This window comes from Treponema pedis (assembly GCF_017161325.1).
GTDB classification, from domain to species: Bacteria; Spirochaetota; Spirochaetia; order Treponematales; family Treponemataceae; genus Treponema_B; species Treponema_B pedis.
In genome coordinates this window covers 2,107,184-2,127,221 of the sequence record NZ_CP045670.1, presented here as the reverse complement: position 1 = coordinate 2,127,221, position 20,038 = coordinate 2,107,184, and the positions used below count along the sequence as shown (strand labels likewise).

At 36.4% G+C, this 20,038-nt stretch carries 21 protein-coding genes and 2 pseudogenes; 12 read left to right on the top strand and 11 right to left on the bottom strand.

What is annotated here, in order from left to right; genetic code table 11:
* Nucleotides 1–21 precede the first annotated feature (21 nt).
* On the bottom strand, nucleotides 22–165 hold the full coding sequence (locus tag DYQ05_RS09765; RefSeq protein WP_206183353.1) for a hypothetical protein: 144 nt from the start codon (nucleotides 163–165) through the stop codon (nucleotides 22–24).
* An 83-nt stretch (nucleotides 166–248) separates the two neighbouring features.
* Between DYQ05_RS09765 and DYQ05_RS09760 the strand changes: the two genes are divergently transcribed.
* Nucleotides 249–563 carry an MFS transporter gene (locus DYQ05_RS09760; RefSeq protein WP_206183352.1) on the top strand — a complete coding sequence of 105 codons (315 nt, stop codon included), beginning with the start codon at nucleotides 249–251 and terminating at the stop codon, nucleotides 561–563.
* A 251-nt stretch (nucleotides 564–814) separates the two neighbouring features.
* On the top strand, nucleotides 815–1,453 hold the full coding sequence (locus DYQ05_RS09755) for a hypothetical protein (protein ID WP_206183351.1): 639 nt from the start codon (nucleotides 815–817) through the stop codon (nucleotides 1,451–1,453).
* Nucleotides 1,454–1,578: 125 nt separating this feature from the next.
* On the opposite strand, the gene nrdR is transcribed toward DYQ05_RS09755, so the two are convergent.
* The 6 genes from nrdR to hutH form a co-directional block, all read right to left on the bottom strand.
* Entirely contained in the window at nucleotides 1,579–2,064 is a 486-nt protein-coding gene (gene nrdR, locus DYQ05_RS09750; protein WP_206183350.1) for a transcriptional regulator NrdR, read from the bottom strand.
* 343 nt (nucleotides 2,065–2,407) lie between these two features.
* The gene (locus DYQ05_RS09745) at nucleotides 2,408–3,343 is read right to left on the bottom strand and encodes an ABC transporter permease (RefSeq protein ID WP_206183349.1); all 936 of its coding nucleotides are present in this window, start codon (nucleotides 3,341–3,343) and stop codon (nucleotides 2,408–2,410) included.
* Nucleotides 3,327–4,094, bottom strand: a complete 768-nt coding sequence (locus DYQ05_RS09740) for a hypothetical protein (RefSeq protein ID WP_206183348.1) — start codon at nucleotides 4,092–4,094, stop codon at nucleotides 3,327–3,329. Before DYQ05_RS09740 ends, DYQ05_RS09745 begins: the two co-directional genes overlap by 17 nt.
* Complete coding sequence (locus DYQ05_RS09735) at nucleotides 4,094–4,804, bottom strand: ABC transporter ATP-binding protein (RefSeq protein WP_029409408.1); 711 nt, start codon at nucleotides 4,802–4,804, stop codon at nucleotides 4,094–4,096. Before DYQ05_RS09735 ends, DYQ05_RS09740 begins: the two co-directional genes overlap by 1 nt.
* A 204-nt stretch (nucleotides 4,805–5,008) precedes the next feature.
* Entirely contained in the window at nucleotides 5,009–5,713 is a 705-nt protein-coding gene (locus DYQ05_RS09730) for a DNA alkylation repair protein (protein WP_194075482.1), read from the bottom strand.
* Nucleotides 5,714–5,750: 37 nt separating this feature from the next.
* Complete coding sequence (gene hutH / locus DYQ05_RS09725) at nucleotides 5,751–7,274, bottom strand: histidine ammonia-lyase (RefSeq protein ID WP_206183347.1); 1,524 nt, start codon at nucleotides 7,272–7,274, stop codon at nucleotides 5,751–5,753.
* Between the two features lie 217 nt (nucleotides 7,275–7,491).
* On the opposite strand from hutH, the gene DYQ05_RS09720 reads away from it, so the two are divergent.
* The 3 genes from DYQ05_RS09720 to DYQ05_RS09710 are packed head-to-tail and all read left to right on the top strand — an operon-like array spanning nucleotide 7,492 to nucleotide 10,113.
* Nucleotides 7,492–8,370: an NAD(P)-dependent oxidoreductase gene (locus DYQ05_RS09720; protein ID WP_206183346.1), complete on the top strand. Its 879-nt coding sequence runs from the start codon at nucleotides 7,492–7,494 to the stop codon at nucleotides 8,368–8,370.
* A gap of 10 nt (nucleotides 8,371–8,380) precedes the next feature.
* A complete protein-coding gene (locus tag DYQ05_RS09715; RefSeq protein WP_206183345.1) occupies nucleotides 8,381–9,139 on the top strand; it encodes an ABC transporter transmembrane domain-containing protein in 759 nt (252 codons plus the stop codon).
* A gap of 59 nt (nucleotides 9,140–9,198) precedes the next feature.
* Entirely contained in the window at nucleotides 9,199–10,113 is a 915-nt protein-coding gene (locus DYQ05_RS09710; RefSeq protein ID WP_206183344.1) for an ATP-binding cassette domain-containing protein, read from the top strand.
* Nucleotides 10,114–10,166: 53 nt separating this feature from the next.
* Here the strand turns inward: DYQ05_RS09710 and DYQ05_RS09705 are convergent, their stop codons facing one another.
* The 4 genes from DYQ05_RS09705 to DYQ05_RS09690 form a co-directional block, all read right to left on the bottom strand.
* A complete protein-coding gene (locus DYQ05_RS09705) occupies nucleotides 10,167–11,009 on the bottom strand; it encodes an NAD(+)/NADH kinase (RefSeq protein ID WP_206183343.1) in 843 nt (280 codons plus the stop codon).
* A gap of 20 nt (nucleotides 11,010–11,029) precedes the next feature.
* Nucleotides 11,030–12,073: a DegT/DnrJ/EryC1/StrS family aminotransferase gene (locus tag DYQ05_RS09700; RefSeq protein WP_206183342.1), complete on the bottom strand. Its 1,044-nt coding sequence runs from the start codon at nucleotides 12,071–12,073 to the stop codon at nucleotides 11,030–11,032.
* A gap of 1 nt (nucleotide 12,074) precedes the next feature.
* Nucleotides 12,075–12,584, bottom strand: a complete 510-nt coding sequence (locus DYQ05_RS09695; RefSeq protein ID WP_020965819.1) for a chemotaxis protein CheW — start codon at nucleotides 12,582–12,584, stop codon at nucleotides 12,075–12,077.
* Between the two features lie 195 nt (nucleotides 12,585–12,779).
* Nucleotides 12,780–13,640 (bottom strand): flagellin N-terminal helical domain-containing protein, encoded by an 861-nt coding sequence (locus DYQ05_RS09690; protein WP_024465740.1) that lies wholly within the window; start codon nucleotides 13,638–13,640, stop codon nucleotides 12,780–12,782.
* 390 nt (nucleotides 13,641–14,030) lie between these two features.
* Here DYQ05_RS09690 and DYQ05_RS09685 point away from each other — a divergent pair, with 390 nt between their 5' ends.
* From DYQ05_RS09685 to hflC, 7 genes and pseudogenes are all read left to right on the top strand, one after another.
* Nucleotides 14,031–14,876 (top strand): fumarate hydratase, encoded by an 846-nt coding sequence (locus DYQ05_RS09685; RefSeq protein WP_020965816.1) that lies wholly within the window; start codon nucleotides 14,031–14,033, stop codon nucleotides 14,874–14,876.
* Nucleotides 14,877–14,907: 31 nt separating this feature from the next.
* Nucleotides 14,908–15,447: pseudogene (locus DYQ05_RS09680) on the top strand (Fe-S-containing hydro-lyase); the annotation flags it as partial.
* Between the two features lie 50 nt (nucleotides 15,448–15,497).
* Nucleotides 15,498–16,531, top strand: a pseudogene (locus tag DYQ05_RS09675) (nucleotidyl transferase family protein).
* Nucleotides 16,521–17,348 (top strand): citrate lyase holo-[acyl-carrier protein] synthase, encoded by an 828-nt coding sequence (citX, locus tag DYQ05_RS14040; protein WP_252723339.1) that lies wholly within the window; start codon nucleotides 16,521–16,523, stop codon nucleotides 17,346–17,348. Before DYQ05_RS09675 ends, citX begins: the two are co-directional and overlap by 11 nt.
* Nucleotides 17,349–17,511: 163 nt before the next feature.
* The gene (locus tag DYQ05_RS14730) at nucleotides 17,512–17,865 is read left to right on the top strand and encodes a triphosphoribosyl-dephospho-CoA synthase (protein WP_493666643.1); all 354 of its coding nucleotides are present in this window, start codon (nucleotides 17,512–17,514) and stop codon (nucleotides 17,863–17,865) included.
* 112 nt (nucleotides 17,866–17,977) lie between these two features.
* On the top strand, nucleotides 17,978–18,928 hold the full coding sequence (gene hflK, locus DYQ05_RS09665) for an FtsH protease activity modulator HflK (RefSeq protein WP_206183341.1): 951 nt from the start codon (nucleotides 17,978–17,980) through the stop codon (nucleotides 18,926–18,928).
* Nucleotides 18,929–18,931: 3 nt separating this feature from the next.
* Nucleotides 18,932–19,963 (top strand): protease modulator HflC, encoded by a 1,032-nt coding sequence (gene hflC, locus DYQ05_RS09660; protein ID WP_206183340.1) that lies wholly within the window; start codon nucleotides 18,932–18,934, stop codon nucleotides 19,961–19,963.
* The last annotated feature ends 75 nt before the right edge of the window (nucleotides 19,964–20,038 follow it).

Below are 20,038 nucleotides of genomic sequence, written 5' to 3'. Positions count from 1 at the left end.
AGGCGGTGTTAAAATTTTGTTTCAAGGCGACATAAAGAAAATTGTAATTCCATTAGTTTTTATCAATTTTTGCTTTGTTATGACATCAGTTGCCGTACCGTTTTTATCAAGACAAATAGAAAATACCGCTATAATTTTCGGCTCGTTAATTGTGGTAAAAGGCATAGCAGGGTTAGCCGGAGCGTTTTTTCTCAATTTTTTTGAAAAATATATTAATCCGAAAAAAAACTCTATCGCTGGGAGTATTTTTGCAAGGCATAACTTGGCTTATCATGATTTTTGCACGGAGCAACACTGTTATATTATTTTTAATGTACTTTGTTTCATTTGTTTTTTTCGGTGCCGGCAATATCTTATTTACCGTATTTTTTCAAAAGATTATTCCTTCTAATTTTTTAGGAAGAGCAAATACGGCAATCGATGCTATTATAACATCTGCTATGCCTGTAGGTACATTGCTTGCAGGTTTTTTATTACAGCAGGGTGTGAAGCTGTCGATTGTTATGCTCCCATATGGAATTGCTTCTGTATTAGTAGGAATCTACTATTTTAATATTTTTTAATATTGGATTTAATTTTAATAAATATAAGACAGGCGGTGAATCTTGAGTCGGATTTATAATACTTGCCTGATTTTATAAACACGGATATAAAAACCCGTATGTATCGGTGTCAGGCCGCTCGATGTAAACGGAATTTATTTTTAACGGGATAATATAGATGTCTTAATAAATTTTAACTTTTTTGCTAAAATTGAGAAACGGTTTAAATTATGATACCGAAATCCGTCAATACAGGAGGAAACAAATGGCTGATGAAAACTGGTATAGAAACGAAGTGTGGAATGATGAGATTCAAAAAAAGATTTACGGATAAGCTAAATAAAGCGCGTTCTCAAAAAACTCAATATTTAAAAATACAGGCATTTTATCTTTTGAATAAATATCCGAATATAGCTCTAAAACTTATTCAGCATTCTCGTGAAATAAAAATCGATGAATTTTGGGAACAGGAATTTTGCTTATATGAAAGTAAAGCATATTATGCTCTTAAAGAGAATTCTTTAGCAATAAAAAAGGCTTTTGAATCAATCGAATGGAGAAGGAAAAAAACGGGAACAATAACTGAAAATATTTATTGGCTATCGGAATTAGTATTAAGGCTTGAAGAAAAAAGCGAATATCAAAAATGTCTTAAGATTATGAAAGAAATGCATGAGGAAACACCGTTTCCGATAATTGAATATAAGTATCATGGATATATGGCATTATTATTAAATGAACTTGGAAATGTAAATGATTCAATTTCCGAAGCTCTTATTGCAATAGACTGGGCAAATCGAGATAAAAATATGTTGAACAATGTACGAAAACTGAAGTACGGATTGTTGAAAAGTAAAACGGAATGGCCATACACAAAATTAAAGGAAATATCAAAAATGAAATTTGTCTAACAACCGCTTCCGTCTGATTCGGGCTACGGCGCAATTCAACGGAGCGGTTTTAATAAGAGTAGCTGAAAGACTAATATAATGCTTATTTAGTTCTTGTAAAAACTCAAGGCAGTTTTGTACGGGGACTATTGCTTATTTACATCGGATTCATCGGTTTTATTTTTAAACCTGCGGACTTCGTTTATAAATTCTTCCAAGTTGCCGAACTGTTTATAAACGGAGGCAAATCTGATATATGCCACCTTATCTACGGTATGAAGATGTGATAAAACCATTTCACCTATAGCCGTACTCTCTATTTCCTTGCCGCTTCCTGCTTTCATAACCGCCTTATCTTCAATTTCGGTTATGATATTTTCTATGGCGCTCACTGAAACGGGGCGTTTTTCCAAGGCTCTGCTTATTCCTTTTTCAAGTTTTTTACGGTCGAAAGGCTCCCTCCTGCCGTCTTTTTTAACGACCATAAGCTGTTTTTCTTCAATACGTTCATAGCTTGTAAACCTATATCCGCAAGCATTACATTCTCGTCTGCGGCGTATACAGTCCCCTTGAGCAAGCATTCGAGATTCCATTACTTTATCATCAAAACTTCCGCAGTGCGGGCATCGCATATTTATTCCTTTCCCGGTGATAGTTTATTATTTCAACAAAATATCACACTATACATAGTGCTGTCAATAGGGAAGAATATGAGTTACAACACTTATTGATACATAAATTATAAGAAAAAATGAACATATTACACGTCTCAGTTTTTCAATTCGACACCTTTTTTAACTATCCTATACCGTATGAGCTCATATTTAATCACTCTAATTTGCCTAAAAAATTTTACAATACAACTTAAGAATATACAGTATGAAATATTGAGTGCCGTATCTCGCTTCTCTTAAGGCGAGACTCTTGATTATAAAATAAAATTAAGAATAGTTATTTTCCATCGCTTACAAGTGTTTACTCTTTTTTCATAAATCGCCTTATTCCTGTAACGGCCAATATTATAGAAACTCCCAGCATAACTGAAAGCGGTATTATTTGAATATTATCTTCAACTGCGGAAAGCAGTAAATAATATTGAGGGGAACAGGCTGCAATGTATTTCATCCACTGCGGCATATATTGAATTGGAAAGAGGGTGCCTGAACACAGTGCAAGCGGAAAAAGTATTCCCGTTGAAAATATCCAAAGGTTTCCCTCATTTTTGATATATGAGGCGATATAAATATATATGCCTATTGATATAATTAGTGCTGCGGTGAATAAAAGAAAAAGTTTTAAGGCTGTTGTCTTTCCGAAGTCAAAGCCTGCTATTCTGTAAAATACTAAAATAATGCCGTTTGCTATTTCATATACGCTGAATACTGCAAGCGCTTTTCCTGTAATAAAAGCATATGGTGAAACATAGGCTTGTTTAAGTCGAACAAAAATGCCGTTTGATTTTTCCTTAACTAAAAATGCTGCCAACAGGCTTGCCGCCGTTAAAAGTTTAAATAGAATAATACCGATTGAATAACTGATGTGGGGCTTTTCTCTGAATACCGAATCGGCTCTTTTCCCGATACCGCTTTCAATAATCGAAATGAGAGGATTGTTTTTTATGCTGCTGTAATATTTTTCAATACCGCCTTTATCGTTTATCTTTATTACCAAAGTTCCTTGTGTAGAGCCTAAAAAATATACGGTATCTTTTTCATGGATTCGTTGAAATGAAATTCCTGTTATGCCGCTTAATATGCCGCCGTCTCCGATGTAACCTACACGTGGAGTGTTTGAATATGCAAGTGTCATACTTACCAGTATAATCATAACTACCGGCATAACTACCATAGAAGCAAAAAAACCGTTAGTGTTTTTTAATATTTTAAATGTATATTTAAAGGATTGAATCATTGCGTACCTTCCTTATTATGTGAGTAAGACATAAAACAGTTCCGGAAATGTGTACCGTAATATACGGCATAATTCCGTTAAAATTTGTGTATCCTAAAAGCTGCCTGAAAATAAGCGTGTCGGCAAGTGTCAGCGGTGAAAGATACATCAGCACATTCATATATTTTGTTGAAGATAATACCGATGTTAAGCTTAATGCCCCTCCCAAGTATCCTAACAGCATTACAATCATCATAATACTGTTCGAAAGCACTGTACGGTTTTGTACGGTAAGCCCCATTGCAAGTCCGAATAAAATAGATAAAACGGGTATACTTAGAAAAACCGTTGCAGCCGTAAACGGAATTTTTATGTTGTATATAAGATAAAAAAGTGCAAGCGATACGGCCGTGATTATAACTGCAAAAACAAAATGCAGTAAAAATTTGACGGTTAAAAAGCGCCTTTTACATACAACTCGGTTCCAAATATTTTTATGCCGTTCTTCAAAAATATTTAAACCTGCCGGTATGGCGCACATCATCAGTATAAAAGAAAGTTCGCTGATTGCAAACTGCATTTGCGCCGTCAACAGCGGCCCCCGATATATAATAACCTCCGCTGCGGTATATACGGCTTCCCGCTCGGTAAAATTGCGGAGAATATAATTTTTTGTTCCTTCACTCATAAAAAAGGTAAGCAAAAAAGGAAGTATCGGCATAACGGCGTATACGGGATTTTTAAGCATAAGAGTTAATTCTTTTTTCCACATTACAGAGCACCGTCCTTGCGGATAACTTGAATAAATAAATCGGATAAATCCGGTTTATCTTTACCGCTTATTGTTTTAACAAGTTCGGATGTTATACCTTCTAAAATAAGTTTGCCTTGATGTAAAAAAAGTATTTTTCCGCATAAAAATTCAATTTCGTCAAGGTAATGCGAAGTATATATGATACTCATTCCGTTAAGCTGCAATTCTTTTAAGTATTCCAATATTTCTTGACGGGAAATAGGGTCAATTCCTACACATACTTCATCGCAAATCAATAATTTAGGATTATGAATAAGACCGGTAATAAGATTTAATTTCCGTTTCATTCCGCCTGAAAGATTTTTTACTTTTTCATAAGTTTTGTCCTGTAGTCCGGTTCTTTCAATAAGACCTGTCGCCCGGCTTTTTGCCTGCTCTTTAGGAACCTTAAATACGGAAGCAAAGAATAAGAGATTATCCAGTACTGAAAGTTCCGGATATATTGCAAGTTCCTGCGGTACATATCCTATTTGGTTTAAGTTTATACCTTCGTAACGTATAGTCCCGGAATGCGAAAGGTTTCCGGTCAGGCAGCCTATAAGAGTACTTTTACCGGCTCCGTTAATACCCAATATTCCGTATGCATTGTTTTGTTCAAAGGTATAGCTCAAATCGGATAATGCGGGTATTTTTTTATACGATTTTGAAATGTGTTCAAGTTGAATCATATAAATCTCCTTATATTTTATTTTTGCATTATTTTCAATGAATATTTTTGCTTTTTTATTCATAGAAATAATAGCGAAGTTTTTTAAAAATGTCAAGGTCCGATTACATATTTTTTAAACTTTTTATAAAATATTTTTATGTATATAATTAAGAGAATTTTACAAGATAAGGGAAACGGAAGGGTAGCTTAAATAAATTTTTAATTAAGGTTGTTTTATTTTCATTGTGCGTAATTTATCTTTTATTTCTTTCGGAATGCGGTAACTTTCAATTGCTTTTTGAATCGCCTTGTTGTGTGTAAACGGGGCAAGGCGCCTGTTTTGAATGTACGGAAGGGCTTTATCATATTGTTTTATCAGAGCAAAACTGAAATACCATGCAATCATCATATTTACATAATATTCTTCCGACCTTACCTTTGAAACAAGTTCAAGCATTTCGCCGTTAAAAAGTTCATCAAGGTAATTTGACAGTAATAGTCCGATTGCATAGCGTACCGTATAACAATGCTTTGATTTTATCCAAACGAGAATTTTTTTATATACTTTTGCGTGTTCGGTTTTAAATATTTTCGGAGAAAAGCTGTCGCAAGTCGCCCAGTTGTCAATATACGGTAAAAACTTTTCAGTTTCTTCCATTGCACTTTTATATTCTTTTATATTTTCGATAAAAAAGGCATGAAGGTTATTTTCTTCAAAATAGACATGAGGAAGCTCTCTCATAAAAACGGCAGTAAGCTCCGGTTCGGCTTTAAAAAATTCCTTGGCGAATTTACGAAGCACCGGAGTTCTTATACCTATCATAGTATTTTCATTTATATTCGGAATAAGTTTTTTATTAAAGTCCTTATATGCCTTATCTTCAAAAGAAAATAACTTTGTTTGAATGATACTTTTTTTGTTATGCATATTATGCCCCGTTATAACTTATCTGTTTAAGTTATTTTTATTTTACCGATGCTGCAATTGTATCAATATTTTCATCGTTTGAAATAATTTCCAAGGCCTTCATCATATCGTCATAAAGAATGCGGTCTTCCGTAACCTTTGTTATGTGTTTGCGTATCAGCTTCATCATAGCTTCGGTTCCCTTACCGTATTTTTTTATTCCGCGTAAATCGCAGGCTTGAGCCGCTACGAGCCATTCAATGGCAAGCACATGGCGGACATTTTTTATTATTTCGGTCAGTTTTCGGGCTGCCGTAGTTCCCATACTTACATGGTCTTCTTTGTTACCCGATGAGGTAATTGAATCAACGCTTGCAGGGTGGGCGAGTACCTTATTTTCGGAAACGAGACAGGCTGCCGTATATTGCGGAATCATAAAACCGGAATTTACTCCTCCGTTTTCAATTAAAAATGCCGGAAGCCCTCCGTTCAGTTGCGGATTTACCATTCTTTCAATCCGTCTTTCGCTTATATTTGCAAGTTCGCTTACCGCAATACCGAGAAAATCCATATTGATTGCAATAGGCTGTCCGTGGAAATTTCCTCCTGAAATTACGTCGCAGTTATCCGGAAAAACCAGCGGATTATCGGTTACCGAGTTAATTTCAATTTCCAAAACCTTGCGTACATATCGGATTGCATCTGCACTTGCTCCGTGTACTTGAGGAACGCAGCGTAGAGTGTAGGGGTCTTGAACATCGTTTTCACGTGTGTTTACAGAAGAACTGCCTTTCAGCATTTTTAAAATAAATTGTGCCGTATCGATTTGTCCCTGATGAGGGCGGGATTTATGAATGCGGGTATCCAAGGCGGCGGTAATGCCTCTAAAAGCCTCAAATACTAAGGCTGCTCCCATATTGGCGGTTTTTAAAAGCTGTTCCGCATCGTGTAATGCCAAGGCTCCTATACCTGACATTACGGGGGTTCCGTTTATAATAGCCAGTCCGTCTTTTCCGGAAAGAACTGCCGGTTTTAATCCGGCCTTTTCCAAGGCTTCTTTTCCGCTTATAAGTTTGCCTTTATAATAAGCTCTTCCTTCTCCAATCATAACAAGGGCAATATGCGCAAGGTTTGCCAAATCTCCGCTTGCACCTAAGGAGCCTTTTTCCGGAACATAAGGTGTTATACCCTTATTAAGCATACCCGCAAGAATTTCAGGCACGGCTGGCGTTACGCCCGAAAAACCGCTTGCATGGGTATTAAGGCGCAAAAGCATAATTGCGCGGACAATATCTTCAGGAAAGGGATTCCCGACACCGCAGGCATGGCTTAAAATTAAATTACGCTGCAAGGCTCCGTTTTGGTCTTTTGTAATTGTAACTGTAGAAAGCTCTCCGAATCCGGTGGAAATACCGTAAGTAGGTTTTCCGCTTTTTACGATTTCATCTACAATCTTTTTTGAATCCTTAATACGTTTTTTCGCCTCCGCCGAAATTTTTACTTCAGCTCCGTTTCTTGCTACGGCAACAACATCTTCAATTGTCAAACCGCTGCCTGTAATTGTTACGGGTTTTATTTTCATATTCTCTCTCCGTTCGGTAACTTGTAATTTTTGCAGTTTTTAATCTATGAATAAACACTTAAAGTTAAAAACCTTTTCAATATAATACATTTATTATAGTTTTTTTTCAAGTCTGCCTTATAAGTTATATTTTTAAATATTATAATACGGGTTCTTTAAGATAACGGAGTGGAATATTTTTTGTTATTTTGTTACAATGTTTTAAAGAGGTGAAAATATGAAAGTAGAGAATTCTGATGTCGGTTTTATCGGTTTAGGTGTTATGGGAAAAAGTATGGCCGAAAGGCTTCGTCAAGCCGGAGCGAATCTGCATGTGTACACTCGTACAAAAAAATCCGCAGAAGATATTATTTCAAAAGGTGCGGTATGGTATGAAAGCCCTTCCGACCTTGCTCCCAATTGCAATATTATTTTTACTATTGTAGGTTATCCTGAAGATGTGGAGGAAATATATTTCGGTGAAAAAGGTTTATTTAAAACGGCAAAGGCTGGCACCGTTTTTATTGATATGACAACTTCAAGTCCAGTTTTGGCAAAAAAGATTTATGAAGAAGCCGAAAAAAACGGAATGGAATCCGTTGATGCTCCCGTATCCGGCGGAGATATAGGAGCCAAAAACGGAACTCTTTCGATTATGGCGGGCGGCAATGAAGCCGCTTTTAAAAAACTTGAGCCTTTTTTTGCCTGTATGGGGAAATCATGGGCATTGCAGGGCGGCGCGGGTTCGGGTCAGCATACGAAAATGGCAAATCAAATTGCAGTGGCCGCGAATTTATTCGGTGCGGTGGAAGCCGTACGCTATGCGGAAGAGTCGGGCCTCAATCCGAAAAAAATGCTTGATGCAATAGGAGGCGGAGCTGCAAGCAGTTGGCAAATTTTAAATAACGGTCCTAAAATGCTTAATAAAGATTATGCGCCCGGTTTTTACATAAAACATTTTTTAAAAGATTTAAACATAGCCTTAAGCGTTGCAAAAGAGCTTAATATAAAAATCCCCGTATTGGAACTTGCTCAAAATTTTTTCAATAAAATGAATGAAGAAGGTTATGCGGAAAAGGGGACTCAGGCACTTTACGAGTATTACAAAAAACTTTAGGAACAGGTTTATGTTTAAGTATATTTTAAAATCAAAGTTTTCTTTTTGTTTTGCCGTTTTATTTGCTGTTGCAGCTTCATTCGGTACGGTTTATTTTGCTTTTTTGTTGGGTAACATAATACAGGTTGCCGTTGACGGTAAACTTTCCGCTTTATATGCGGAAGGTATTAAAGCTGCAATTATAATGACTTTAACCGGAGCTTTAAATTTTATTACTTCCGTTCTTTACAATAACTATCTTACAAATTCCATAAGACATGTTCGCTCGGATTTTTTTAATTCAATAATGAACAGTCGGATAAGTTTTTTTATAGAAAGGAATTCCAATGAATATATTTCTATGTTTTTAACGGATATGTCGTTAGTAGAAACAAATTATTTCGGTTCCGTTTTTTTAATTTTATCGAATATATGCTTGTTTTTATTCGGTATAGCTTCAATTTTTTATTTGAATTGGATTATTGCAATAACGGTTCTGCTTACCGCCTTAGTGCCGATGGTTGTACCTGGAATTTTATCGGGGCTTTTACGAAAGGCCGGAAAGGATTATTCAAGCGCATTGGAAAAATTTACGGTGTATGTAAAAGATTATCTTTCAGGCTTTGAGGTTATTAAAGGTTTTAATATCGTTAAAAAGGTTTCTGCAAATTTTTTATTACAAAATAAAATAATTACAAAAAAAAGAGAGCTAAAGATAATTCCACTTCAGCAGTACAAAATATTTCATCAACGCTGGGCGGGCTTTTATTTTTTGTTCCCTTACTCTTAGGCGCATATCTTTCACTTAACGGAAAATTTTATATAGGCGGGATTATTACCGCCGTTCAATTGGTAAATCATATTCTGAGCCCTATACAAGGTATAGCAAAGGGTTTTGCGGAATTAAATACTGTAAGAGCCGTAAGCGCCAAAATTCTTGATGTTTTAAAAAACAATAAGCCTTCCGATACGGATTGTGTCGAAAAATTCGATTTTACCGATTCAATAAAATTTACCGATGTTAATTTTTCATTTAAAACAAATGAAAATGATTTAAGCGGTAATTCAATTGAACATCAAGTATTAAAAAATCTTAATTTGGAAATTAACACGGGAGAAAAAGTTTTGCTGGTGGGAAAAACGGGTTCGGGGAAATCTACCGTATTAAAACTTCTTTTAAAATACTTTAAAAACTATTCCGGCTCTATAACTATTGACGGTAAAAATTTATGCGATATAAAAGCCGAAAGTTTATATTCAAAATTCGGAATGATTCATCAAAATGTTTTTTTGTTTGACGATACTATTGAAAATAATATCAGGCTGGGTTTAAATTTTCAGGATACCGAAATTGATAAAGCGATAAAACATTCGGGGCTTTCGCATCTGATTGAAAAAAATCCCGACGGTAAAAAATTTAAGGTAGGTGAAAACGGAAGTAAACTTTCAGGAGGCGAAAAACAAAGACTTGCTATTGCCCGTTGTTTATTATTAAATTTACCGGTTTTAATATTGGACGAAATAACTTCGAGCCTTGATGCCGAAACCGCACAGGAGATTGAAAAGCAAATTTTATCTTTACAGGATAAAACGGTTATCGCCGTTTCACATAGATTAAATAAAAACTTATTAGCTCAATATAATAAAATTCTTGTATTACAGGACGGAAGAGTTTGCGAATGCGGAACATTTGATGAATTAATTAGGCTTAAAAAAATATTTTACAGTTTATATACTTTGGAGGCTGTAGAACGGATACAATAACCTTTTTAAAAATTTTCAATCGAGTTTTAAAAAGAAAGAGGCGTATCTTTTAACTATCTTGAGGAGCCCGACCAGCCGAGTTTTGAGCGTAGGGCTCTGTAAAAATTATCCGGCGAGCAGCCAGCCATTTTAACCTTGTTAGGCGATTCGCTTATTATTATCTTATCGCCTTCTTTAAGTGAAAAAATTTCCTGTCCGTCTACGGAAAGAATTACTTCTTTCGTACGTGCAGGTAAAACCCGTATTATCATTTTGCCGTTTGAAGGAAGCACCAGCGGGCGGTTTGAAAGTGAAAACGGAGAAATAGGCGTGAGTACAAAGGAAGAAGTGCTCGGGTCCAAGATAGGACCTCCTGAAGCTGCCGAATATGCGGTGGAACCTGTAGGCGTTGAAACTATTACTCCGTCCGCCCTGAATGTTCCGAAGGAAATACCGTTAAAACCTATATCCAAATTTATCAGCTTGGCGATTCCCGCTCCTGAAATGACGGCATCATTTAAGGCCTCAAAAGAATCCGTTATTTTTTCTTTTCTCTTTACTGCAACTGAAAGTAAGCTCCTTTCATGCAATTCCGATTTTCCGTTTAAAAAGTTAATAAGTTCGACTTTCCATTCGTTAGGTTCTATATTTGCAATAAAACCGAAACGTCCGAAATTTATGGGAAATACGGGAATATTTCGAGGAGCGCAGTAACGGGCGGTAAACAAAACGGTTCCGTCGCCGCCTAAACTGACGGCAAAATCAAAACCGCTTTTTAACCCGGGTAAGTGTGAATACCCCGAATATTCATAAACGGTAAAATCTATTCCGTTTTCTTTAAGAAAAGCACCGATTGCTCCGCTTAATTTTTCGGTTTCAGGTTTATCGGTACTTACAACGATTAAGGCGCTTTTCAAAACATTTTCCTTAAAAAAAATTAGGGCAGGGTAGCCAAAACCTTTGCGATTTCCGCGGATTTTTTTGCTCCCAGTCTGGGGTAAAGCGGAAAAAGAACACAGCGCAATAAAAGAGAAGCTGCATTTATAAACGCTTCTTGATTTTCCTTATTTTCTTCCGATTTTTTTAAATAATCGACTACGGAATTTTTAAATGCCGCTTCGATTTCAATATTCTTTTTTGCCGCATACTTTTGAACATCGGCCGCACCGGAATTTAAAATAACGGGAAATGAATAAACGGGATTTGTAGAGCCTTCGGTCAGCGGAATCGTTTTGTGCTTTCCCTGCATTATCGACCTTACATAAGCTTCATTCATTTCTTTGCGTAAATCCATATTTTTTCCCATTTGTCTAAGTTGTACGAAGGCAAGGGATGCGTTTATATCCGGTAAAAGGTCGGTTACTGGAGCTTCATCATAAAGCCGCTTTAAAATGATTGAATTGCGTCTTTCAGGAGCAAGTAAAACCGCTCCGCCTCCGCCCGTTAATATATCTTTTTCTTCCAAACCTAAAATGGAAAAAACGCCCAAACTTCCTGCCGGCCTTTCTTTATAAATGGCACCCGCACTTTGTGAAATATCTTCTATTACGGGGATATTAAGAGTTAAAATCTTTTCGATATCCGGTAAAAATCCGAGAGTTTCGTGTAAAATAAGAGCTCTTCCTCCGGATTGAACCGCCGCTTCTACGGCTTCAAAATTTATAAGAGCGTTATCCTGCTGAACATCTATTACGGCAGGTTTAAATTTTTTACGCTGTAATTCCGTATATTGCCATGAAGGCGCAAGAGCCGAAATAATTATCTCGGAACCTTCTTCCAGATTAAGAGCCGAAAGCGCATAGTTAAGGGCTATAGCCGGACTTCTGAAAGCTGCCGCTCCCGAAACCGAAAAAGTTTCGCAAATTTGTTTAATCAGCTTTTGACTCATTTCACCGGGCCCGATTTTTTCTTCAACCATACAGGTAAGCACGGCGTCCATTTCGGAGCGGCGTATTGTGGAACTGTAAACGGGAATTTTCATCTTATAAATTTGTGGTAATTTTTTGTAATTCTTTGGGATTAAATAACCTGTGAATATCCAAAAGGATAAGGTAACCTGCGTCCCGCCTTACTACACCGTGAATATATTCGGCTCCGATACCCGCTATCATTTGAGGCGGGGGCTGAATTTCTTCTTTTTTTACGTCTACAACGCGGGCAATTTTATCGATTATAATTCCGATTTTATTATTTTCGATTTTAATGATAATAAACCCGCCTAAAAACTGGTCGTTTTCATCGATTGCGGCTTTTTTGATGTGAAAGCGTTTATGCAAACTTATTATCGGGATAATCTCGCTTCTTAAATTGAAAATACCTTCAACATAATAGGGTGCATTAGGTATAGGCCTTACATCCTGAACTCTGACTATTTGGTCTACGTCCATAATTTCTACGCCGTAGAGTTCTTCACCGAGCTGAAATGTAACCAATTTTAAAAGTTCATCATTCTCTGTTTTTACTTTTTTACCTCGGCTTGTAGCGTTTGCCATGTAGTTATCCTCCAATAATTTAATATAGCATATTATCACATAAATAAAGAAATATCAAGTACGAAATTGGAGATTTTATAAATAAAATGATTTTCCGGTATTTAAAGGTATGAATTTTCAGTGCAAAATTTCGGTAAGAAATAAAAAAAAGAGCGGCCGTTTTTAAAGCCGCTCTTCCCGTCAAACTGTCTACGTCTACCTTAACAGGGTCATAACGCTTTGCGTTGCCTGATTTGCCTGTGCAAGCATAGCCGTACCGGATTGTGTGAGAATCTGGTTTTTGGTGTAATCCACCATTTCTCTTGCCATGTCGACATCGCGTATTCGCGATTCCGAGGCTTGGAGATTTTCCGCTGCAATGTTAATACCTACAACAGTAAGCTCAAGTCTGTTTTGGTATGCACCTAAATCGGCTCGCTGTTTGTTGATTTTCTTGATAGCTTCATCAAGGGTACCGATTGCACGGTTTGCTTTTTCGGGAGTGTCGATTGACATAATTTCTTCACTTCCCACATTGCGGACTCCGAGGGCCTTTGCCGTCATTGTTCCAATGTACGCACGTGTTCTCTGGTCCATGTTGGCACCGATATGGAACCACATGGAGGCCGTAACTGTGTTTTCTCCGGTTTCTTGAGCGAATCTTCCGGTAAGCATATTCATACCGTTGAATTGAGCATGGCTTGCAATTCTGTCTACTTCAGCAATAAGCTGTGATACTTCAACCTGAATGTACAAGCGGTCTTCTGCGGAATAAATACCGTTGGAAGACTGTACGCTTAATTCACGGATTCTTTGAATAACATCAGTTGTTTCCTGAAGGAAAGCTTCCGCAACTTGAATAAAAGAAATACCGTTTTGTGCATTTGTACTTGCTTGGTTCAAACCGCGAATTTGGCTTCTCATCTTTTCCGATACAGCCAAACCTGATGCATCATCGCCCGCTCGGTTAATGCGTAAGCCCGACGAAAGTTTTTCTATGTTTTTCTGATTTAATAAATGGGTGTGTCCCAATGTTCTCTGTGAAAACATAGCGCTCATGTTGTGATTAATGATCATATTCCTGCTCCTTTGGTGATTTTCGGCAGATAAAAACTACCGCGGCATCCCTGCCGATATGTCATTTCCGGATCCTCTGACATTTCCGGCAGAAGACGGAAGCACTAACCATTTGCTGTGCTTATTAAATATATCGGAATAGTGAAAAAACTCTTAAGTATTTTTTTTTAAAATCTGATATGTTTTTATAAAGAACCGATTTTAATTTGTTTAAAGAGCCGTTAACCTTTATTTTTTGCATAAAAAAATCTCTTACTTTTACGTTGACAGCCGGTTTATATTCTTGCATATCGGCTGTACGTTCTTGACGGTCTTGTATTTATATTCTATAATAGAAAACCCTAAAAAGGGCATTATAATGTCCTGCATTAACTTTGGAGTATGTTGAGTATGCATATTGTAGAAGCAAAAAAAATTACCGAGGAAGTCCGCAAAATGGCAATTGAAGCGGCTTATTATCTTCCCGACGATGTTTTAAAAAGCCTTAAATTTTCAAGGGAAGCGGAAAAGTGGACTTTGGCACGCGATACGCTTGACCAAATAATCGAAAATGCCGAAATTGCAAAAAATACGGCTTCGCCTATGTGCCAGGATACGGGAATGGCCGTTCTTTTTGTAAAAATAGGGCAGGACGTTCATATTGAAGGCGGTTATATTGAAGATGCAATAAATGAAGGCGTAAGACAGGCTTATTCCGACGGTTATTTACGAAAGTCCGTTGTAAAAGACCCTGTGTATAACAGGGTGAATACAAAGGATAACACGCCTGCCGTGGTACATTATGAAATTGTTCCAGGTGATAAACTTCATATAATGTTTGCGGCCAAGGGGTTCGGCTCCGAAAATATGTCACGGCTTGCAATGCTTAAGCCTTCCGACGGTATTGAAGGCGTTAAAAAATTCATTTTGGAAACCGTTGAGCTTGCAGGCCCCAATCCCTGTCCTCCGATTGTCGTCGGTGTCGGTATAGGGGGCACCGTGGATAAGGTAACCCTTATTGCAAAAAAAGCTTTAATGCGTCCCTTTGATGTTTATAATTCCGACCCCTTTTATGCCGATTTGGAAAAAGAAATGCTTGAAAAAATAAATGCTTTGGGAATAGGCCCTCAAGGATACGGCGGAAAAACTACGGCCTTGCGTGTTATGATTGAAACCTTTCCTACTCATATTGCAGGACTTCCGGTTTGTGTAAATATAAACTGTCATGCAACAAGACATAAGGAAGTTGAACTATAGAGGAATTTAAGATGAGCGAACAAAAAAACTTAAAACACCGCTTAAGCGGGAAGATTTAAAAGATATAAAGGCAGGGGATATAGTTTTACTGTCCGGTTATATTTACACCGGCCGTGATGCGGCTCATAAACGCTTATGCGAACTTTTGGAAAAAGGCGAGCGGCTTCCGATTGATGTAAGAGGCGCCGTTATGTATTATGTAGGCCCTACGCCTGCAAAACCGGGCGAGCCTATAGGCTCTGCTGGCCCTACCACAAGCTATAGAATGGACGCTTATACTCCGCAGCTTTTAGATGAGGGCTTGGCGGCAATGATAGGAAAAGGAAAACGAAATGATGCCGTTGTTGAAAAAATAATGGAACACGGAGCTTGTTACTTTGCGGCAATAGGAGGAGCGGCGGCCTTAATCAAAAGTAAAATAAAGTCTGCGGAACTTATTTGTTATGAAGATTTGGGTGCCGAAGCAATCAGAAGGCTTTATGTAGAAGATTTTCCCGTAACCTGTATTATAGATTCCAAAGGAAACAATCTTTATAAATTGGGAAGGGAAGAGTATTTAAAAAGCCTTTAGTTTTTGTACAATCGGCAAGATTAAATTTAAAATTGCCGATTTTATAGCTTATGACAAATTTACAAAAAATAAATTTAAATATTTTAAATCAAAAAGAAAAATTTATTTCTCTCTTGGAACAAAACGGATTAAGGGAAGACTCTTTAGAAAGTCTTTACGGAATTTTTGATGATGCCGATAATCTTCTTGCATGCGGCGGCAGAGAAAAAAATATTTTAAAATGTTTTGCCGTTAATTCAAAGTTTCAAGGCTTGGGATTAACCGATGAAATTTTATCGGCTCTTTTAAAAGAAGCCTATAGCGAAAACTATAAATCGTTTTTTATTTTTACAAAAAAAACATCGGCTCATTTTTTTACCAATGCAGGTTTTACCGTTTTGGAAACGGCGGCCGATTCCGCTCTGCTTTACCGCGGAGAAAAAACGGCGGAGCAGACGTTAAAAGAAAAATTTTTAGAATATTGCCCGAAAGCTGAAATAAAAAAAAAATTAAATGCCGCAATTGTGATAAATGCAAATCCTTTTACATTGGGGCACCGCCACTTAATAGAAGAAGCTTTAAAGTATTGTAACAACGAAAAACTTCTTTTTGTTTTTGTAGTGGAAAACGATAAAAGTTTTTTTTCTTTTAAAGACAGATTTTTTTTGGTAAAAGAAAACGTAAAAGACTTAAAAAATATTTTTGTTCTTCCCTCATCGGAATTTTTAATAAGCGAAGCGACATTTCCTTCTTATTTTTTAAAGGAAACAGCCTTAGTGCAAAAAAATCAAACGGAGCTTGATGCAAGAATTTTTTAAAATACTTTGTTCCCTTTTTTAATATCGGAGTGCGTTTTTTAGGAGAAGAGCCTCTTGATATAAGCACAGGGCTTTATAATAAAACCCTTTTAGCGGAATTACCGCCTAAATGCGAAGTAAAAATTATTAAGCGCAAAAAGACAGAAGGACATAATGAGAAAATTATTTCCGCAACGGCGGTACGCAGAGCCTATAAAAATAACTCTCTTGAAGAAATAAAAGACTATGTTTCTTCCTTTACATATAATTTTTTACAAGGTTTAAAAAATAAAAATTATGGAAAATAAATATCCTCTTTTGGAAGCAAGGGAAAAAACCGACGGTTTTGAAAAAAAACTTTTAAAAGATTTTCCCGAATCAACTCTTGTTGTAATACGGGCAAATATACCGGGAGAAAAAAAAGGCTGCATTGAATCCTGCCTGATTGTTTATAAGATATTTTCCGAATGTGAAAAAAAAGTTAAACCTTTAAAAATTTTTCATTCATATACAAATGAAGAAGGGCTTATATTTTTTTTAATTGTAAAAACAAATCCTTATTTATTAAAAAATCTTACCGTTCAAATAGAGGAAGAACACTTTCTCGGACGTTTGGCGGATATTGATGTTTTAACTTCCGATAAACTCTTTTCGCGTGCCGATTTAAAAATAAGCGGACGGGATATAACCTTACGTAAATGTTTTTTGTGCGGCGAGCCTGCCGCATTTTGTGCAAGGAGTTTGCGCCACTCAAAAAATGAAATTATAAACTTTATAAATAAAAAAGTTTATTTTGATTTTCTTAAAGGAAGTTTAACCGATAAGCTTGCAAGTTTTGCCGAAGCTGCAATGCTTACTGAGCTTTGCAGGATATACGGATTCGGCTGCGTTACCGCAAACGGAAAAGGCTCTCACAGCGATATGGATTTTTTGTTAATGCTTAAATGTATTCCCCTTGCAGGAAATTCCGTGCGGAATTTAACCTTAAAAGAATGTGCCTCATTTTCCGAGTTGCGCAATTACGGAAAAAAAACGGAGCTGGAACTTTTTAATCTTACAAACGGGGTAAATACTTATAAGGGAGCCTTTTTTTTTACTCCTTATTTTAAATGCCTGTGTTTATAGACTGATTCATCGAGGAAAATCTTTTAATTATTTAAGTGAAGAAATAAAAAAATTTTCTCGGGAAGTAAAAAAAGATTTTGAATTAAAAAATTGCTCCGAGGTTTCCCTTAATACTTTTTTAACTGTAGGAGATTTCGGAATACGCGGGGAAGTTCTTTCCGGCTTGGATTTTTATTTTAAAACCCTTCTTCCGATGTTAAAAGATGCTTTAAATACCGATTACGGTAAAACCGGATTAAACGTCGAGCCTAAAATTACGGTTGAAAAAATTGTTTTAAAATTGATTTCCGAAACTTGCGATACAACGGTTATAAAGCGAAAGGGGTATGAAAAATTAAAGGAACTTCAAAAAAAAGCGAAAGCAGTTTTATCTTCGCCTGAGTCCGTATTTGACCTTCAATGTGCAAGATTGTCGTCCTGGTGTGAAAAAGAAAATATTTCTACGGGCGGAAGTGCCGATAGACTTATAGTGCTTTATAACCTGTTTCTTTTGGAAAAATTTTTCGCCTATTTGTAAATTTTCGGTAACGTAAGAATTTACCGCTACAGTGTTTTATTTATAAAATCGGTCTATATACACTTTTTTACTTTTATACTATAATTAAAAAAAATCATAGGAGAAGGATAAAATGAAAAAAGAAATTGACGGTGCAAAACTTAAAAATGCTTTGCGCAGTATTATTATAATTGCCGTAATTGCAATTACCGTTTTTTCAGGGGTAAAAATAATTCCTGCTACGGATAACGGAGTTGTTACGCGTTTCGGTAAATATAACCGCACTCTTACGCAGGGACTTCAATTTGTTATTCCGTTTGTAGATAAGGTTTATAATGTTCCCGTTACAATTGTTCAAAAGGAAGAATTCGGGTTTAGGACTTCTTCATCGGGAGAGCGTAACGAATATCAAAATTCTATAACGCATGAGTCTCTTATGCTTACAGGCGATTTAAACATTATCAATTTGGAATGGGTCGTTCAATATAAAATAGTGGACCCGAAGGCATGGCTTTTTAATGTAGAAAATTCAGTTAGAAATAAGACAATTAGAGATGTTTCAAAATCTGTTATAAACGCCTTGGTGGGAGACAGAGCAATAATGGATATTATGGGAACCGAGCGCGACAGCATTCAGATATTATCTAAGGACTTAATGAATAAAAGGTATGAACAGCTGGGCTTAGGAATTTCAGTTTCTTCCGTGCAGCTTCAAAATGTTGTGCCTCCTTCAGAAGTTCAGGCCGCTTTTGAAGATGTAAATATCGCCATTCAGGATATGAACAGGTTAATTAACGAAGGTAAGGAAGCATACAATAAGGAAATTCCTAAGGCGAAGGGCGAAGCGGATAAGATGATTCAGGAAGCAAAAGGTTATGCGGCTGAGCGTACCAATAAGGCTCAAGGCGATGTTGCAAGATTTAATGCGATTTATACTGAATATATAAAAGCTCCCGAAGTAACCAGAAGAAGACTTTATCTTGAAACAATAGGCGAAGTATTTGAAAATACGGATAATTTAATTGTTATCGATAAAAATTTAAAAAATTTTTTACCTCTTAAAAACTTACAAAAAGGAGAATAAGATATGAATACGGATAATTATGAAAATGTAAACGCCAACGGAAATAAAATAAAACCTGAAAAATCAAAATCTCAAAAGGGTTTAAAATTTTTTATTTTATTTGTTGTTATTTTAGTTCTTGTATTTTTTTCCTCTCCGTTTTATATTTTAAACGAAGGCGAATTTGCTCTTATTACTCAGTTGGGTAAAATCGTAGGAACGGAAAAGGTTGCAGGACTTCATTTTAAAATACCCCTCATTCAAACGGTAAACAGATACAGTGCAAAACTTTTGCGCCTTGACGGAGACCCTCAAAGAGTCCTTACTCAAGAACAACAGTTTATCGAAGTGGATACTACAAGCCGCTGGCGTATTGTTGATATACGCAAATTCTATGAATCGGTTGTAACTTATGAAGGAGCTTTTTCCAAACTTTCCGATATTATAGATTCCGCCGTAAGAGACGTTATAAGTATAAACAGTTTGGACAATGTAGTCAGAACTTCAAACATTATAAAGGAAAGTAAACACAAAGAAAAATTCGATATAAATACGGAAGAAGTGGATATTACGAGTTTGCCTAACGAAAAAAATAAAATTGCGGATATAGAAAAAGGAAGAGATACTTTAGCTTATGAAATTTTACAAAGAGCGAATAACCAGCTTGGAGAATTCGGAGTTGAAGTAATAGATGTTATTTTTAAACAAATTAAATACTCCGATGAGCTTCAAAATTCGGTTTTTAACCGAATGATAAAAGATAGAAATCAAATAGCTCAAACTTTCCGTTCGACGGGCGAAGGTAAAAAGGCTGAATGGCTCGGTAAACTGGAAAACGAAAAGAAAAATATTCTTTCAAAGGCTTATGCGGAAGCGGAAAAGATAAAGGGTGATGCCGATGCAAAGGCTCTTTCAATTTATGCGCAATCATACGGCAAGTCTCCGGAATTTTACAGTTTTTGGAAAAGTATAGAAATGTATAAAACTTCTTTACCCAAGACCGAAAAAATTCTTTCCACCGATATGGAGTATTTTAAATATTTATACCAGCATTAAAGCAAGAAAAATTTATGTATCCGCCCGATTTAAGTAAAAGGGCGGTATGCCGATAATTTATGTTGGGTGTATGGA

Coding starts and splice junctions, on each gene's coding strand:
- DYQ05_RS09765 (WP_206183353.1), bottom strand. CDS start 165: ATGCCTTTTACCACAATTAACGAGCCGAAAATTATAGCGGTATTTTCT.
- DYQ05_RS09755 (WP_206183351.1), top strand. CDS start 815: ATGAAAACTGGTATAGAAACGAAGTGTGGAATGATGAGATTCAAAAAA.
- nrdR (WP_206183350.1), bottom strand. CDS start 2,064: ATGCGATGCCCGCACTGCGGAAGTTTTGATGATAAAGTAATGGAATCT.
- DYQ05_RS09745 (WP_206183349.1), bottom strand. CDS start 3,343: ATGATTCAATCCTTTAAATATACATTTAAAATATTAAAAAACACTAAC.
- DYQ05_RS09740 (WP_206183348.1), bottom strand. CDS start 4,094: ATGTGGAAAAAAGAATTAACTCTTATGCTTAAAAATCCCGTATACGCC.
- DYQ05_RS09735 (WP_029409408.1), bottom strand. CDS start 4,804: ATGATTCAACTTGAACACATTTCAAAATCGTATAAAAAAATACCCGCA.
- DYQ05_RS09730 (WP_194075482.1), bottom strand. CDS start 5,713: ATGCATAACAAAAAAAGTATCATTCAAACAAAGTTATTTTCTTTTGAA.
- hutH (WP_206183347.1), bottom strand. CDS start 7,274: ATGAAAATAAAACCCGTAACAATTACAGGCAGCGGTTTGACAATTGAA.
- DYQ05_RS09720 (WP_206183346.1), top strand. CDS start 7,492: ATGAAAGTAGAGAATTCTGATGTCGGTTTTATCGGTTTAGGTGTTATG.
- DYQ05_RS09715 (WP_206183345.1), top strand. CDS start 8,381: ATGTTTAAGTATATTTTAAAATCAAAGTTTTCTTTTTGTTTTGCCGTT.
- DYQ05_RS09700 (WP_206183342.1), bottom strand. CDS start 12,073: ATGAAAATTCCCGTTTACAGTTCCACAATACGCCGCTCCGAAATGGAC.
- DYQ05_RS09695 (WP_020965819.1), bottom strand. CDS start 12,584: ATGGCAAACGCTACAAGCCGAGGTAAAAAAGTAAAAACAGAGAATGAT.
- DYQ05_RS09690 (WP_024465740.1), bottom strand. CDS start 13,640: ATGATCATTAATCACAACATGAGCGCTATGTTTTCACAGAGAACATTG.
- DYQ05_RS09685 (WP_020965816.1), top strand. CDS start 14,031: ATGCATATTGTAGAAGCAAAAAAAATTACCGAGGAAGTCCGCAAAATG.
- citX (WP_252723339.1), top strand. CDS start 16,521: ATGGAAAATAAATATCCTCTTTTGGAAGCAAGGGAAAAAACCGACGGT.
- hflK (WP_206183341.1), top strand. CDS start 17,978: ATGAAAAAAGAAATTGACGGTGCAAAACTTAAAAATGCTTTGCGCAGT.
- hflC (WP_206183340.1), top strand. CDS start 18,932: ATGAATACGGATAATTATGAAAATGTAAACGCCAACGGAAATAAAATA.